This is a genomic window from Kitasatospora sp. NPDC056138, from assembly GCF_042264695.1.
In the GTDB taxonomy this organism is placed as follows: Bacteria; Actinomycetota; Actinomycetes; order Streptomycetales; family Streptomycetaceae; genus Kitasatospora.
The window spans coordinates 25107-40347 of record NZ_JBHJVK010000023.1 but is presented as its reverse complement, the minus strand read 5'-3'; the positions used below and the strand labels follow the sequence as shown (position 1 = coordinate 40347).

Sequence of the window (15241 nt, the reverse complement as noted above, 5' to 3'; positions counted from 1 at the left end):
GTGTTTAAGCGCCAGGCTCGTCCCCCGGTGGTGGCGCCGGGGGCGCACGCCCGGGGTGGTCCGCCCCGCGCCCCCGGCGCGTCAGCGGGTACAGGTGGTGACCTGCTGCTCGGCGCTCTCCGCCGGGCCGCCGGTGGCGCAGATCATGGTGCGGTAGTCGGTCACCACCGCGGGGGTGGACAGCAGTATCGACCCGCTGCGGATCATGGTGGACGAGGCGACCGTCTGCCAGGGGCTGCCCCAGGCGCGCTGGATCTTCACCTCCACCCGGAGCATGGTCAGCTGGTCGTCGACGGCGTCGACCCGGGCCGAACCGATGATTCCGGCACCCGTGGTGTTCGGCTGCTGCCAGGCGCAGGGCCGGTTCAGGGCCGCCAGACAGGAGGGCTTGACGGCCTCCGGGGTCGTCGGGGCGGCGAGTGCGGGGCCTGCCGCCGCAGCCAGGACTGCCGCCGTACCCACGACCAGACCTGCGATACGCGAGATCATGGCACTGTTCTCCTTTGAATCAGAGCCGGATGTGCTTGCGCTGTCGACTGTTTCATCCGTGTAACGCAGCTGTCACTATGGGTTACGTCACGTTTGGTGACCGGGTGGTGTGAGAAGAGTAATCGGTTTCGAGCATTTCTGTCAGGTCCGCGTCGGGCGCTGACCGTCGATCTCGGCCGGCGGCCTATCGGCTGCGTTCTCCGGTCGGCGGCCGTCAGCCGCGGGACGGCAGCACGTAGCGGTGTTCGGGGCGGCCGGTGTCGCCGTAGCGCAGGCTCAGCCGCAGGCGGTTGTCGCGTTCCAGCTGCTTCAGGTAGCGCTGGGCGGTGGAACGGCTCAGCCCGGACCGCTCGGCGACCTCCTGGGCGGAGAGCGGGCACCCGGCCCGCCTGAGCACACCGAGCACCAGGTCGGTGGTGGGCGCCGAGTGGCCCTTGGGGAGGGTGGTGGCGGTGGGAGCGGCGCTGCGCATGGTGGCGAACATCCGGTCCACCTCGTCCTGGCAGGTCTCGCGCGCGGCCGGCCCGGCCAGTGCGTGGCGCAGCTGCGCGTAGGCGACCAGCTTCTCCCGCAGGCCGGCGAAGGTGAACGGCTTGACCAGGTACTGGAGCGCGCCGTGCTGCATCGCGGCGTGCACGGTGGAGACGTCCCTGGCCGCGGTCACCATCATCACGTCGCAGCCGATTCCGGCCGTGCGCATCCGGCGGACCAGGGCCAGGCCGTTCTCGTCGGGCAGGTGGTGGTCCAGCAGGACCAGGTCGACCGGTCGGCGTTCCAGGGCGGCCAGTGCCTCGGCAGCACTGTGCGTCCGGCCGGTCACCCGGAAGCCGGGGACCTTCGCCACGTAGGCGGCGTGCACCTCGGCCACCCGGAAGTCGTCGTCCACCACGAGTACGTCGATCACGGTGCCTCCACGAGCACGGGGGTCACGGCCTGCGGCTGGGAGCGCGGGCGTTCGGGCGTCGGCGGGCCCGCGTCCCCACCGGCACCCGGCGCACGGTGAGCGGGCGCGCAGCAGGACGGGGCCGGTTCGGCGGTGGGAGCGTGCAGGGCCTCGGGCAGGTGGACCGTGAACCGGGCGCCGCCGAGCGGGCCCCCGCCGACCTCGATCCGTCCGCCGCCGCGTTCGACCAGGCGGTGGACCATGGCCAGCCCGAGGCCGCGCGGACGGTGCGCGGGTGCGTCCTTGCTGCTCCAGCCCTCCTCGAAGATCCGCTCGCGCAGCTCGGCCGGGACGCCGGGCCCGCTGTCGGCCACCTCGATCAGCAGGGTGGCGCCGCTCGCCCGCAGGGCGACCTCGACCGTGCCGTCGGCGAGCGCGTCCAGCGCGTTGTCGACCAGGTTGCCGAGGACGGTCACCACGGCGCGCGGGTCGACAGCCGTGTCCGGCAGATGGCTGTCTGGGGTGACGGTCAGCCGGATGCCGCGTTCGGCGGCCACCGCCGCCTTGCCCGCCAGCAATGCGGCGGCATGCGGGTCCTGGACCTGCTCGGCGATCCGGGCCGCGAGGGCGGCGTGCGATCCCGACTGCTCGGAGACGAACTCCGCCGCCTGCTCGTAGCGGCCGAGTTCCAGCAGGCCGAGCAGGGTGTGCAGACGGTTGGCGTGCTCGTGGTCCTGGGCGCGCAGGGCCTCGGTGAGACTGCGGGTGTTGTCCAGTTCGCGGACCAGCGACTCGAGTTCGGTGCGGTCCCGGAGGGTGACCACGGCGCCGCCGTCGGCGGTGGCCATCCGGTTGACCACCAGCACCCGGTCGTCGCGGACGGCCGGCAGGTCGGCGCCCTCGGTCCGTCCGGTGAGCACCTCGGCCAGCCGGCCGGGCGGCAGCACTTCGTCGATCGGGCGGCCGGTGCACTCCTCGGGCAGGGCGAGCAGCCGGACGGCCTCGTCGTTGGCCAGTCGGATCCGCCCGCGTGCGTCCAGCGCGACCATGCCCTCGCGGATGCCGTGCAGCATCGCCTCGCGTTCGACCAGCAGCGCCGAGATGTCCGCGACGGCGATGTTGTGGGTGCGCCGCTTCAGGCGCCGGGCCAGTACCAGGGTGGCCACCGTGCCGGCGGCCAGTCCGGCGCCCGCGCAGAGCAGGATGCCCGCGACCATGCCCAGCAGCCGGCGGCGGATCGAGTCGTCGCTGATCCCGACCGAGACCTCGCCGACGATCCGGCCGTCGGCCAGTCGCAGCGGCACCTTGCCGCGCGCGGTGCGGCCCAGGGTGCCCTCCTGCATCGCCGTCACGTTCTCGCCGTGCAGCGCCGGTCCGGGGTCGGTGGAGACCCGCTGTCCGATTTTCGCCGGGTCGGTGTGCGAGAGCCGGATGCCGGTGCTGTCGGTCACCACCACGAAGCTGGCACCGGTGGCGAGGCGGATCTGCTCGGCGTTGCGCTGCACGGCCGCGGTGTCCCGGGCGGCCGCTGCTCGGGCGATCGACTCGTCGGCGGCCGTGGACTGGGCTATCGACAGTGCCCGCTGCATCGCGTCGCGGTCCAGCTCGCGGCTGACCGGGGCCAGGAACAGCCCGGCCGTCACGGTGGTGACGCCGACCGTGACCACCGTCTGGCTGAGCAGCAGCTGGGCGAAGACCCGGCGGGGCCAGTGCGGACGCCTCATGGCTGGCTCTCCTCTCGTCCTGCCCCTGTCGCCGGGCCTGCCCCCGGTGTCGCCGGACTGCCCCGGTCGCACCGTCCGGGGCGCGGGGCCGGTGCGACGCGCCCGCCGCGCGGGTGCAGGGTCGTCCACGCGGCTCCTCGCGCCGCTGAGGGGTCGCCCCGCCGGGCAGCGCCTAGCAGTCGGGTGCGGGACGCACACCCTATGTTTCGGCCGTGTTTCTGTCAGCCCTGCTCCGCTGTTGTAGCGGAAGCAAAACGAGCAGAACAGCCCTCAACGCCCGAAAGCCGCAGTACGCCCGCAAGACTCCCGCCGGCCCCCCGCCCGCTCCTAGCCTCCCGGAGCACAGCACGGAACCAGGACGAGACGAGGGCCGATGAAACAGGCTGGAACAGTGCCGGCGATCGAGTTGACCGGTGCGACCAAGCGGTTCAGGACACCCTCGGGCGTCCTGCACACCGCCGTACGGGACCTCGACCTCACTGTCGCCGAGGGCGAGTTCGTGGCCGTGGTCGGGCCGACCGGTTGCGGCAAGTCCACCACGCTGACCCTGGTCAGCGGCCTGGAGGAGCCGACCGAGGGCGAGGTCAGGGTGGCCGGGGTGCCGGTCGAGGGGATCAACGCGCAGGTCGGTTTCGTCTTCCAGCAGGACGCGGTCTTCCCCTGGCGGACCGTGCTGTCCAACGTGACGGCCGGTCCGCGCTTCCGGGGTGTGCCCGCCGACGAGGCCCGTGCGCGGGCCAGGGACTGGCTGGGCAGGGTGGGCCTGGCCGCCTTCGAGGACCGCTACCCGCACCAGCTCTCCGGCGGCATGCGCAAGCGCGTCGCACTTGCCCAGACCTTCGTCAACGACCCGAAGATCCTGCTGATGGACGAGCCGTTCTCGGCGCTCGACGTGCAGACCCGGGCGCTGATGTCGGACCAGCTGCTCGAACTGTGGGCCGGTACCGGCTCCTCGGTCGTCTTCGTCACCCACGACCTCGACGAGGCCATCGCCCTCGCCGACCGGGTGGTGGTGATGACGGCGGGCCCCGCCACCGTCAAGGAGATCTTCACCGTCGACCTGCCCCGTCCGCGCACCGTCGAGGCCGTCCGGCTGGAGCCCCGCTTCGTGGAGCTGTACCGCGAGATCTGGGCCTCGCTCGGCGAAGAGGTGCGGATCACCCGTGAGAGAGGAGCGGGTCGTGCCGCTTGAGAGTGCCGCCCGTACCCCCGCCGCCGCGACCACCCGTACCGAGGTGCGCGAACGGGCTGCCCGCAACCGGAAGTTGACCGTGTACGCGGCGCGTGCCGGAGTGCTGGCCGCCTTCCTCGGACTGTGGGAGCTGGCGGCCCGCACCGAGGTCGTCGATCCCTTCAACTTCTCCCAGCCGTCCCGGATCTGGGACCAGATCCGGCAGTGGATCACCCACGGCACCGCGCAGGGCTCGCTCGGCGAACAGATCGGCTACACCCTCTACGAGGCGCTGACCGGCTGGGTCATCGGAGTGGTCGGCGGTGTGCTGCTCGGAATCGCGCTCGGCCGGATCCGTTTCCTCGCGGACGTGTTCGGCCCGTACATCAAGGTGCTGAACGCGATACCGAGGATCGTGCTCGCGCCGATCTTCCTGATCTGGTTCGGTCTCGGACCGGCCTCCAAGGTCGCCTCGGCCGTCGTGCTGGTCTTCTTCCCGGTCTTCTTCAACGCCTTCCAGGGTGCCCGCGAGGTCGACCGCAACCTGGTCGCCAACGCGCGCATCCTGGGCGCCCGCGACCGGCAGGTGACCCTGCAGGTGGTCGTCCCCGCCGCCACCACCTGGATCTTCACCAGCCTGCACGTCAGCTTCGGCTTCGCCCTGATCGGCGCCATCGTCGGCGAGTACATCGGCGCCACCAAGGGCCTCGGCCTGTTGGTCGCGGCGGCCCAGGGCACCTTCAACGCGGCCGGCGTGTACGCCGCGATGACCATCCTCGCCGTGGTCGCGCTGCTCACCGAGGGCCTGCTCACCTTCGCCGAGAAGCGCCTGTTCCGGTGGAAGCCCGCCGACTCAGGCGACGGCCGCTGAACCCCCTCGCGCCGAACCACTCCGCCAAGAAAGGCCATTCCATGCGCAGAACCGCCGCAGCCGCCGTCGCCGCCGTGCTGCTCCTGCCCCTGACCGCCTGCGCCAACGACGCGGCCACCTCCTCGCACACCGGGGCCGCCCCCGCGGGCCCCGGCGTCGACGGTCCGAAGGTGAAGATCATGGTCGGCGGCCTGGACAAGGTCATCTACCTGCCCGCGATGCTCACCCAACGGCTCGGCTTCTTCGCCGAGGCCGGGGTCAACGTCGAGCTGATGAGCGAGCCCGCCGGGGTCAACGCCACCACCGCGCTGCTCGCCGGGGACGTCCAGGGGGCCGTCGGCTTCTACGACCACACCATCGACCTGCAGGCCAAGGGCAAGAACGTGGAGTCGGTGGTGCAGTTCGCGCAGGCACCCGGCGAGGTCGAGGTGGTCTCCGCCAAGCAGGCCGACGCGATCAGAACCGCTGCCGACTTCAAGGGCAGGAAGCTGGGTGTCACGAGCATCGGCTCCTCCACCGACTTCCTCACCAAGTACCTGGCCGTCAAGAACGGTGTCGCGGTGAGCGAGTTCAGCCCGATCTCGGTCGGTGCGGGACAGACCTTCATCGCCGCCATGCAGCAGGGCAGCATCGACGCCGGGATGACCACCGACCCGACCGTGGCCACCCTCCTGGACAAGAAGATCGGCACGGTGCTCTACGACATGCGCACCCCCGAGGGCTCGCGCGCCGCACTCGGCGGGCTCTACCCGTCCTCCTCGCTCTACATGAACACCGACTGGGTGAACCGGAACAGGGACACCACCCAGCGGCTGGCCGACGCCTTCGTCAAGACCCTCAAGTGGATGTCCGCCCACACCCCCGCCGAGATCGCCGCCAAGATGCCGGCCGACTACGCCCAGGGTGGTGCCGAGCAGTACGCGGAGGCGATCAAGGCCACCCTGCCGATGTTCACCACCGACGGGGTGATGCCGTCCGACGGGCCCGCGACCGTCCTCGCCGTGCTCGGCGCCTTCCACCCGGACGTCAAGGGCAAGGAGGGCTCCATCGACCTCGGCCGGACCTACACGACGGAGTTCGTCAGCAAGGCCGGCTGAGCCCGGGAGCCGTGGCGGCCCGACACCTTCCGGACAGCGGGTGGTGGGCCGTCACGGCTGCTGCCGGACCTCCCGGAGCGAGACCACGTCCATCCGGGACGGCGTGCCGGGCGCCTTCCCGCAGCTCTCCGGGCGGGCCGGCTCGCTCGCCCGCTCGGCGACCTCGGCCAGCCAGCGGCGTCCGTCCGTGTGCCGGACCTCGACCCGCTCGCCGCTCCGGCGGACCGTCAGGGCCTCGGCAGAGGTCTCGCCGGTCAGCAGCCGTACGGCGTGCTCCGCCGCCTGGCCCGGACGGTCCCAGTACGAGCGGCCCCGCGACCACTCCGGCAGCGTGCTCCCCGCGGCCGTCGCCGCCAGCACCTCCTTGGCGCTCTCCGGGGTGAGCCGCCCGTACGCGTAGCCGTAGGGCAGCACCAGCATCGTCGGCGAGAAGCGGTGGCCGCCCAGGTGCGTCACCTCCCAGACCTCGCTGTGCCCGGCCGCCGCGAGTTCCGCCGCCAGCGGGCGGCCCAGCAGCGCGCAGCAGCGGTCCCGGCGGCCGTTGGTGCACACCAGCGCGACCGGGCCGCCGGTGTGGGCGGTGCCGAACCCGCCGTGCTCACCGCCGCCCAGCGCGGTGAAGTCCAGGCCCAGCAGCTCCGCCGGATCCGCCACGGCGGCCCGCCGCACCCAGGAGCGGCCCGGTGCCGTGTGGGCCACGATCACCTCGTGCCCCACCGCCGGCAGGCAGTCCGCGTGCCGGCCGGGGCGGCGGATCAGTGCGATCCGGACCCCGGTGCCCGCGCAGGCCGCGTCCAGGGCCCGGCCGGTCCCGCGGTCGAGGTGGCTCTCGGTGAGCGCCTTCGCGCCCCACGGCCCGTTCTGCTCGATCAGCAGCCAGGTGGTGGCCGTCGCGGCGGTGGCGGCCAGCGGCTCGGTCAGTTCGCGCGACAGTGTCGTACAGGTGCTCACGCCGGCAACCCTACCCGCGGGCGATCATGCGGTGGCGGCGGGCGTTTCGGCGCCCGCCCGGGCCCGTCGGACGGTGACGCCATGCCGAACCATGCCGACCTGGCCGCCGACCGTGGACGGCAGCCGGGCAGGGTCCGGGGACGCGGCCGGTCGCGCCCCCGGGCCCTGCCCGGCCCGCATCACGCCCGGGTCACCAGGCCAGGCCCGCCACCGCCACGATCGGCTTCGACACCGGCGTACCCGAGCCGTCCCGGCGCGGGTCGCGCTCGGGCAGCTCCACCGGTGCCCCGCCGGCCGCCGCGGCCAGTGCCGGAGCCGCACCCGCCCAGCCGAACGCCAACGCGTCCTCACCGCGCAGGAAGCGCTGGCAGCGCACGCCGCCCGTCGCCCGGCCCTTGCGCGGGTACTGCTCGAACGGGGTCACCTTCCACGAGGACTGCGCCTCGCCGGTCAGCGTCCCCGACGCGCCCGCCACCGAGACCACCACCGCGTCCACGGCCGGATCCACGGCGGTGAACGACAGCACCCGTGCGCCGTCCGACAGCTTGATCCCCGCCATGCCGCCCGCCGGACGGCCCTGCGGACGCACCTGGTTCGCCTGGTAGCGCAGCAGCTGCGCGTCGGAGGTGATGAAGACCAGGTCCTCCTCGCCGGTCCGCAGCTCCACGGCACCGACCAGCTCGTCACCCTCCTTGAGGGCGATCACCTCGAACTCGTCCTTGTTCGCCGGCCACTCCGGCACCACCCGCTTCACCACGCCCTGCACCGTGCCCAGTGCCAGACCCGGCGAGGACTCGTCCAGCGTCGTGAGCGCCAGCACCCGCTCGCCGTCGTCCAGCCGCAGGAACTCGCTCACCTGGGCACCGCCCGCCAGCGAGAGCGAAGGCGTCGGCGGCAGCGCCGGCAGATCGATCACCGGCAGCCGCAGCACCCGGCCGGCCGACGTCACCACGCCCACGTCGGCCCGCGCCGTGGCCGGCACCGCCGACACCACCACGTCGTGCTTGGCCCGCTTCCCCGAGGGCTCAGCCAGCTCCAGCGGCTCGCCGTCCGCCGTCCGCGCCAGCAGACCGGTCGAGGACAGCAGCACCCGGCACGGATCGTCCGCCACCTCCAGCGGCACCGACAGCGCCGCGGCCGGCACCGCGCCCGCCTCCAGCAGCACCGTCCGCCGCTCGGTGCCGAACTGCTTGGACACCGCGCCCAGTTCGTTCGAGACCACGCTGCGCAGCTTGGTGTCCGACTCCAGGATCTCGGTCAGCTCGGCGATCTCGGCGTTCAGCTTCTGCTGCTCCTCCTCCAGCTCCACCCGGTCGAACCGGGTCAGCCGCCGCAGCGGGGTGTCCAGGATGTAGGCGGTCTGCGTCTCCGACAGCGAGAACCGCTCGATCAGCCGGTCCTTCGCCTGCGAGGCGTTGTCGCTGGAGCGGATGATCGCGATGACCTCGTCGATGTCGACCAGCGCCACCAGCAGGCCCTCGACCAGGTGCAGCCGCTCCTGCCGCTTGCGCCGCCGGAACTCGCTGCGCCGCCGCACCACCTCGAAGCGGTGGTCGACGTAGACCTCCAGCAGCTCCTTCAGGCCCAGCGTCAGCGGCTGGCCGTCCACCAGCGCCACGTTGTTGATGCCGAAGGTCTCCTCCATCGGCGTCAGCTTGTAGAGCTGCTCCAGCAGCGCCTCGGGGACGAAGCCGTTCTTCACCTCGATCACCAGGCGCAGCCCGTGCTCACGGTCCGTCAGGTCCTTGACGTCCGCGATGCCCTGGAGCTTCTTCGCGCCCACCAGGTCCTTGATCTTGGCGATCACCTTCTCCGGACCCACCGTGTACGGCAGCTCGGTGACCACGATGCCCTTGCGGCGCGCGGTGACGCTCTCCACCGAGGCCGTCGCCCGGATCTTGAACGTGCCACGGCCGGACTCGTACGCGTCCCGGATGCCCGTGAGCCCCACGATCCGCCCACCGGTGGGCAGATCGGGACCCGGGATGAAACGCATCAGCGTCTCCAGGTCCGCGTTCGGGTGCTTGATCAGGTGCCGGGCGGCCGCCACCACCTCGGACAGGTTGTGCGGCGGCATGTTCGTCGCCATGCCCACCGCGATCCCCGAGGCGCCGTTCACCAGCAGGTTCGGGAACGCCGCCGGAAGCACCGTCGGCTCCTGCTCGCTGCCGTCGTAGTTCGGCCCGAAGTCGACGGTGTCCTCGTGGATCGACTCCACCATCGCCATCGACGCCGCCGTCAGCCGCGACTCCGTGTACCGCATCGCGGCCGGCGGATCGTCGTTGCCGAGCGAACCGAAGTTCCCGTGACCGTCGATCAGCGGCAGCCGCATCGAGAACGGCTGCGCCATGCGCACCACCGAGTCGTAGATCGACGCGTCACCGTGCGGATGCAGCCGACCCATCACCTCGCCGACCACACGCGCGCACTTCACGTGCGCCCGGTCCGGGCGCAGGCCCATCTCGTTGGCCTGGTAGAGGATTCGGCGGTGCACCGGCTTCATGCCGTCCCGCGCGTCCGGCAGGGCACGCGAGTAGATCACCGAGTAGGCGTACTCCAGGAAGGAACCCTGCATCTCGTCGACCACGTCGACATCGAGGATCCGCTCCTCGAAATCTCCGGGTGGCGGGGTGGGCGAACTACGGCGGGCCATCGCGGCTGGGCTCCCTTGTGTCTGTCGGCTGCTCGGTCGGCTGCTCGGTCGGTTGCTCGGTCGGCTGCGTCAATCCTGTGATAACTGACTCGAACCGTACGGGGGCACGGCGCCCCCCATTGTGGACCCTCCCGCCGACAGCCACCGTCAAGGGCCACCCCGATCCCGTCCCGGGGCCGCTCTTCCGCCCCTGGCGAACGCCCCGGGAACATGGACACATCCCGGCGTCCCGCGCGTTGGACCACAATGGGGACACGGTTACGTGCCCCGACCAGAGTCGAAGACGGGAAGGACCCCAAACGCATGGCCAACCCGGCCCCCGCCGCCACCCAAGGCCTCGCCATCACCGAACACCGCCTGGCCAACGGCCTGCGCGTGGTGCTCTCCGAGGACCACCTCACCCCCGTCACCGCCGTCTGCCTCTGGTACGACGTGGGCTCCCGCCACGAGGTCAAGGGCCGCACCGGCCTGGCCCACCTCTTCGAGCACCTGATGTTCCAGGGCTCCGCCAACGTCTCCAACAACGGTCACTTCGAACTGGTCCAGGGCGCCGGCGGCTCCCTCAACGGCACCACCAGCTTCGAGCGCACCAACTACTTCGAGACCATGCCCGCCCACCAGCTGGAGCTCGCGCTCTGGCTGGAGGCCGACCGGATGGGCTCGCTGCTCGCCGCCCTCGACGACGCCTCCATGGAGAACCAGCGGGACGTCGTCAAGAACGAGCGCCGCCAGCGCTACGACAACGTCCCGTACGGCACCGCCTTCGAGAAGCTCACCGCGCTCTCCTACCCCGACGGCCACCCGTACCACCACACCCCCATCGGGTCGATGGCCGACCTCGACGCCGCGACCCTCGAGGACGCGCGGGCCTTCTTCCGCACCTACTACGCGCCGAACAACGCCGTCCTCGCCATCGTCGGCGACCTCGACCCCGAGCAGACCATCGCCTGGGTCGAGAAGTACTTCGGCACCATCCCCGCGCACGACGGCAAGCAGCCCCCGCGCGACGGCACCCTCCCCGACACCATCGGCCGCGAGATCCGCGAACTCGTCGAGGAGGACGTCCCCTCCCGCTCGCTGATGGCCGCCTACCGGCTCCCGCACGACGGCACCCGCGAGGCCGACGCCGCCGACCTCGCCCTCACCATCCTCGGCTCCGGCGAGTCCAGCCGCCTCTACAACCGCCTGGTGCGCCGCGACCGCACCGCCGTCGCCGCCGGGTTCGGCCTGCTCCGGCTGGCCGGTGCGCCCTCGCTCGGCTGGCTCGACGTCAAGACCTCCGGCGACGCCACCATCCAGCAGATCGATACCGCCGTCGACGAGGAGCTCGCCCGCTTCGCAGCCGACGGCCCCACGCCCGAGGAACTCGAGCGCGCCCAGGCCCAGATCGAGCGCGAGTGGCTCGACCGCCTCACCACCGTGGCCGGCCGGGCCGACGAACTCTGCCGCTTCGCCGTCCTGTTCGGCGACCCCAAGCTGCTCAACACCGCGCTCACCAAGGTCCTCGACGTCACGGCCGAAGAGGTCAAGGCCGTCGCGGCGGCCCGCCTGCGGCCCGACAACCGCGCCGTTCTGGTCTACGAGCCGACCACCGCCGCCGCCGACGACACCGAGGAGGCGACGGCAGAATGACCGAGCGAAGCGAGCGAACCATGAGTGCAGCACCCGGCGAAGCCACCACCGAGCGCAGCGAGGAGGGCGGCGTGAGCGACTACACCCCCACCATGACCTTCCACCCCCAGCCCACCCCCGGCACCCCCACCCCGTGGGCCTTCCCGGCGCCCGAGCGCGCGACCCTCGGCAACGGCCTCACCGTGCTCCACTGCCACCGCCCCGGCCAGCAGCTGGTCGCCGTCGAGGTCCTCCTCGACGCCCCGCTCGCGGTCGAACCCGCCGACCTCGACGGCATCGCGGGCATCCTCGCCCGCGCCTTCAGCGTCGGCACCGACACCCTCGACGCCGAGCAGTACGCGGCCGAACTCGAACGGGCCGGCGCCACCCTCGACGCCCACGCCGACCACCCCGGCATCCGGGTCTCCCTGGAGGTCCCCGCCTCCCGGCTGGAACGCGGCCTCACGCTGCTGGCCGACGCGCTGCGCGCCCCCGCCCTCCCCGAGGACGAGATCGAACGCCTGGTCGCCAACCGCCTCGACGAGATCGTCCACGAGCTGGCCAACCCCGCCCGCCGGGCCGCCAAGGCGCTCTACGCCACCCTGTTCGCGGACGCCGACCGGCTCTCCCGCCCGCGCAACGGCACCGCCGAAACCGTCAAGAACATCACCCGCGCCGCCGTCCAGGCCTTCTACCAGGCCCACGTCCGGCCCGCCACCAGCACCGTCGTGGTCGTCGGCGACCTCGCCGGGACGGACCTGCTCCCGCTGCTCGAGGACACCCTCGGCAGCTGGACCGGCACCGCCGCCGACCTGAGCGTTCACGCGCCCGTCACCGCCGACGACTTCGGCCGGGTCGTCATCGTCGACCGGCCGGGCTCCGTCCAGACCCAGCTGCTCATCGGCCGGATCGGCCCCGACCGCCACGACCCCGGCTGGGCCGCCCAGATCCTCGGCACCTACTGCCTCGGCGGCACCCTCACCTCCCGCCTGGACAAGGTCCTGCGCGAGGAGAAGGGCTACACCTACGGCGTCCGGGCCTTCGCCCAGCCGCTGCGCTCCGCCGCCGACGGCAGCGGCCGCGCGCTGCTCGCCATCAGCGGCTCGGTGGACACCGAGTCCACCGCCCCCGCCCTGGCCGACACCTGGACCATCCTGCGCACCCTGGCCGCCGAGGGCCTCACCGACGCCGAACGCGACGACGCCGTCCAGTTCCTCGTCGGTGTCGCCCCGCTCAAGTACGAGACCGCCAGCTCCGTCGCGGTCACCCTCGCCGACCAGGTCGAGCAGTACCTGCCGGACGACTACCAGGCCGAGGTCTACCGGCAGCTGGCCGTCCTCGGCACCGACGCTGCCACCGAGGCCGTCGTCGCGGCCTTCCCGCCCGACCGGCTGGTCACCGTCCTGGTCGGGGACGCCGGCGTCATCGCCGACCAGGTCAGGGAGCTCGGCATCGGCGAGGTCACCGTCGTCGCCTCCTGACCTCCCGGCCTCGAGGCCCAGTCCCACCCGGTGGGCCCGACGGAGCATCAGCTCCGCCGGGCCCACCCGCGTTTATTTCCTTGCGTGCCCCCGGCGCGCCGTGGGTAGATAGCCCCGCAACACCGTACGGACCACACAGGAGAGGAGGCGATCACCATGCGGGTCGAGCCCACCACGGACGGCAGGCGCTCCCCACGATCGCCCCGGCTCCGACGCCGTTCCGTCTGAGCCGCGCCTTCTGCGGCACCCAGGTCTTCCCCGAGCCACGCCGGAAGCTTCGCGTGGCAGCACACCACACCTAGGCTTGAACCAGCCGACCTTTGGAGGTCGTTCAACCATGTCGTACACCGAGGTACCCGGCATCCGTGTCCCGATCCGGATGTGGACCGACCCGGCCACCGTCGAGGGCCAGGCCATGCAGCAGCTGCGCAACATCAGCTCCCTGCCGTGGCTGCACGGACTCGCCGTGATGCCCGACGTCCACCTCGGGAAGGGCGCCACGGTCGGCTCCGTGATCGCCATGAAGGGTGCCGTCTGCCCGGCGGCCGTCGGCGTGGACATCGGCTGCGGAATGAGTGCGGTCAAGACCTCGCTGACCGCCGGGGACCTGCCGGACGACCTGTCCCGGCTGCGGTCGAAGATCGAGCAGATCATCCCGGTCGGCCGGGGAATGCACTCCGACCCGGTGGACCCGCGCAAGCTGCACGGGTTCCAGACCGCTGGGTGGGACGACTTCTGGAACCGCTTCGACGGGGTGGCGCAGGAGGTGAAGTGGCGGCGTGAGCGGGCCATGCAGCAGATGGGGACGCTCGGCTCCGGCAACCACTTCACCGAGGTGTGCCTGGACGACACCGGCGCGGTCTGGCTGATGCTGCACTCCGGATCGCGCAACATCGGCAAGGAGCTGGCGGAGCATCACATGGGAGTGGCGCGTTCGCTGCCGCACAACCAGGGGCTGGTCGACCGCGACCTCGCGGTGTTCATCGCGGACACTCCGCAGATGGCGGCCTACCGCCAGGACCTGTTCTGGGCGCAGGAGTACGCCAAGAACAACCGCGCGATCATGATGGCGCTCTTCCAGGACGTCGTCCGCCGTGAGTTCCCGAAGGCGCGGGTCACCTTCGAGGAGGTGATCAGCTGCCACCACAACTACGTGGCGGAGGAGCAGTACGACGGCGTCGACCTGCTGGTCACCCGCAAGGGCGCGATCAAGGCGGGTTCGGGCGACTTCGGGATCATCCCGGGCTCGATGGGCACCGGTTCGTACATCGTCCGCGGCCTCGGCAACGAGGCGGCCTTCAACTCGGCCTCGCACGGCGCCGGTCGGAAGATGAGCCGCACCGCCGCCAAGAAGCGCTTCACCGCGCGGGACCTCGCGGAGCAGACCAGGGGCGTCGAGTGCCGCAAGGACAGCGGGGTGGTGGACGAGATCCCCGGCGCCTACAAGTCGATCGAGAAGGTCATGGAACAGCAGAAGGACCTGGTCGAGGTGGTCGCCCACCTCAAGCAGGTGGTCTGTGTGAAGGGTTGAGCCCCGGGCCGGGGTGCGCGACACGCGCACCCCGGCCCGCGCCGTGCGGCGCCGGTGCCCACGGGCCGGGCGGGGATCAGGCCGTCGCCAGGCGGAAGCTGACGGTGCCGAAGGTGACCAGGTCGCCGGGGCGGACGCGGACGGCGCCGATGATGCGCAGCCCGTTGACGTGGGTGCCGTTGGTGGAGCCGAGGTCGTAGAGGGTCCACCCGTCGGCTTGGTGGCGGAGTTCGGCGTGCCGGCGGGAGACCGAGCTGTCGGTGAGTCGCAGGTCGGAGCCGGGGACGCGGCCGATCAGGACGGGCTGGTCACCGGGGGCGGGAAGGCAGAGGCCGGGTGCCTGTTCGGTCTGCCAGGCACCGCGGAGGCGCGCGCGGAAGGCGGAGAGCCGGCCGACGGTGCGCAGCAGCAGGCCGGGGAGCCGGGCGTCGTGCGGCAGGTCGCTGAGGACGGCGTCGAGTTCGGCCCGGCTGCGGGCGGAGAGGACGAGTTCGAGCCGGCCGAGGAAGGTGTCGTGCGAGAGCCTGCCGTTGCCGACGCCCTCGCGAAGGACGGAGACCGCGCGGTCCCGTTCGGCCTCGGTGGGCCGGGAAACCTGGGTGCGGATCTCTGGAAGCGCCATGCTGGAATTGTCGGTCGCTCCGGCACGAGGTGTCCAGAAGCGGCGGGCGCCCGGAGCGGGTGGTCGGCCGCCATGCGGGCACCGGTGCCGGCGACGGCGCCGAGCAGTGCGTTGCGGCGCCGTAGGTGGACTACGGCGGTCGCGGTGGCACCGGGGT

12 protein-coding genes are annotated in these 15241 nt (G+C 72.0%); 6 read left to right on the top strand and 6 right to left on the bottom strand.

What is annotated here, in order from left to right; translation table 11 throughout:
* Nucleotides 1–81: 81 nt before the first annotated feature.
* The 3 genes from ACFC1R_RS16640 to ACFC1R_RS16630 form a co-directional block, all read right to left on the bottom strand.
* Nucleotides 82–489 (bottom strand): hypothetical protein, encoded by a 408-nt coding sequence (locus tag ACFC1R_RS16640; protein WP_375939100.1) that lies wholly within the window; start codon nt 487–489, stop codon nt 82–84.
* A gap of 214 nt (nt 490–703) precedes the next feature.
* Nucleotides 704–1393, bottom strand: a complete 690-nt coding sequence (locus ACFC1R_RS16635; RefSeq protein ID WP_375939098.1) for a response regulator — start codon at nt 1391–1393, stop codon at nt 704–706.
* Nucleotides 1390–3096, bottom strand: a complete 1707-nt coding sequence (locus ACFC1R_RS16630) for an ATP-binding protein (RefSeq protein WP_375939096.1) — start codon at nt 3094–3096, stop codon at nt 1390–1392. Before ACFC1R_RS16630 ends, ACFC1R_RS16635 begins: the two co-directional genes overlap by 4 nt.
* 373 nt (nt 3097–3469) lie before the next feature.
* Between ACFC1R_RS16630 and ACFC1R_RS16625 the strand changes: the two genes are divergently transcribed.
* The 3 genes from ACFC1R_RS16625 to ACFC1R_RS16615 are packed head-to-tail and all read left to right on the top strand — an operon-like array spanning nt 3470 to nt 6235.
* Nucleotides 3470–4288, top strand: a complete 819-nt coding sequence (locus tag ACFC1R_RS16625; RefSeq protein WP_375939094.1) for an ABC transporter ATP-binding protein — start codon at nt 3470–3472, stop codon at nt 4286–4288.
* Nucleotides 4278–5138 (top strand): ABC transporter permease, encoded by an 861-nt coding sequence (locus ACFC1R_RS16620; RefSeq protein WP_375939092.1) that lies wholly within the window; start codon nt 4278–4280, stop codon nt 5136–5138. Before ACFC1R_RS16625 ends, ACFC1R_RS16620 begins: the two co-directional genes overlap by 11 nt.
* Before the next feature lie 41 nt (nt 5139–5179).
* A complete protein-coding gene (locus ACFC1R_RS16615; protein ID WP_375939090.1) occupies nt 5180–6235 on the top strand; it encodes an ABC transporter substrate-binding protein in 1056 nt (351 codons plus the stop codon).
* A 51-nt stretch (nt 6236–6286) separates the two neighbouring features.
* On the opposite strand, the gene ACFC1R_RS16610 is transcribed toward ACFC1R_RS16615, so the two are convergent.
* Together ACFC1R_RS16610 and ACFC1R_RS16605 are read right to left on the bottom strand one after the other, a co-directional pair.
* Complete coding sequence (locus ACFC1R_RS16610) at nt 6287–7186, bottom strand: sucrase ferredoxin (protein WP_375939088.1); 900 nt, start codon at nt 7184–7186, stop codon at nt 6287–6289.
* Between the two features lie 190 nt (nt 7187–7376).
* Nucleotides 7377–9839, bottom strand: coding sequence for a DNA topoisomerase (ATP-hydrolyzing) subunit A (locus ACFC1R_RS16605; protein WP_375939086.1), 2463 nt, complete (start codon nt 9837–9839; stop codon nt 7377–7379).
* Nucleotides 9840–10142: 303 nt separating this feature from the next.
* Between ACFC1R_RS16605 and ACFC1R_RS16600 the strand changes: the two genes are divergently transcribed.
* The 3 genes from ACFC1R_RS16600 to ACFC1R_RS16590 all read left to right on the top strand — a co-directional run bounded on the left by ACFC1R_RS16600 (nt 10143) and on the right by ACFC1R_RS16590 (nt 14462).
* Complete coding sequence (locus ACFC1R_RS16600) at nt 10143–11471, top strand: M16 family metallopeptidase (protein WP_375939084.1); 1329 nt, start codon at nt 10143–10145, stop codon at nt 11469–11471.
* 92 nt (nt 11472–11563) lie between these two features.
* Entirely contained in the window at nt 11564–12931 is a 1368-nt protein-coding gene (locus ACFC1R_RS16595) for a M16 family metallopeptidase (protein ID WP_375939198.1), read from the top strand.
* A gap of 337 nt (nt 12932–13268) precedes the next feature.
* On the top strand, nt 13269–14462 hold the full coding sequence (locus tag ACFC1R_RS16590) for an RtcB family protein (RefSeq protein WP_375939082.1): 1194 nt from the start codon (nt 13269–13271) through the stop codon (nt 14460–14462).
* Between the two features lie 76 nt (nt 14463–14538).
* On the opposite strand, the gene ACFC1R_RS16585 is transcribed toward ACFC1R_RS16590, so the two are convergent.
* On the bottom strand, nt 14539–15084 hold the full coding sequence (locus ACFC1R_RS16585) for an FHA domain-containing protein (RefSeq protein WP_375939080.1): 546 nt from the start codon (nt 15082–15084) through the stop codon (nt 14539–14541).
* Between the last annotated feature and the right edge of the window lie 157 nt (nt 15085–15241).

What these genes read in the sequence shown, in the direction of transcription:
- ACFC1R_RS16640 (WP_375939100.1), bottom strand. Translation starts at nt 489, where the DNA reads ATGATCTCGCGTATCGCAGGTCTGGTCGTGGGTACGGCGGCAGTCCTG.
- ACFC1R_RS16630 (WP_375939096.1), bottom strand. Translation starts at nt 3,096, where the DNA reads ATGAGGCGTCCGCACTGGCCCCGCCGGGTCTTCGCCCAGCTGCTGCTC.
- ACFC1R_RS16625 (WP_375939094.1), top strand. Translation starts at nt 3,470, where the DNA reads ATGAAACAGGCTGGAACAGTGCCGGCGATCGAGTTGACCGGTGCGACC.
- ACFC1R_RS16615 (WP_375939090.1), top strand. Translation starts at nt 5,180, where the DNA reads ATGCGCAGAACCGCCGCAGCCGCCGTCGCCGCCGTGCTGCTCCTGCCC.
- ACFC1R_RS16605 (WP_375939086.1), bottom strand. Translation starts at nt 9,839, where the DNA reads ATGGCCCGCCGTAGTTCGCCCACCCCGCCACCCGGAGATTTCGAGGAG.
- ACFC1R_RS16600 (WP_375939084.1), top strand. Translation starts at nt 10,143, where the DNA reads ATGGCCAACCCGGCCCCCGCCGCCACCCAAGGCCTCGCCATCACCGAA.
- ACFC1R_RS16595 (WP_375939198.1), top strand. Translation starts at nt 11,564, where the DNA reads ATGACCTTCCACCCCCAGCCCACCCCCGGCACCCCCACCCCGTGGGCC.
- ACFC1R_RS16590 (WP_375939082.1), top strand. Translation starts at nt 13,269, where the DNA reads ATGTCGTACACCGAGGTACCCGGCATCCGTGTCCCGATCCGGATGTGG.
- ACFC1R_RS16585 (WP_375939080.1), bottom strand. Translation starts at nt 15,084, where the DNA reads ATGGCGCTTCCAGAGATCCGCACCCAGGTTTCCCGGCCCACCGAGGCC.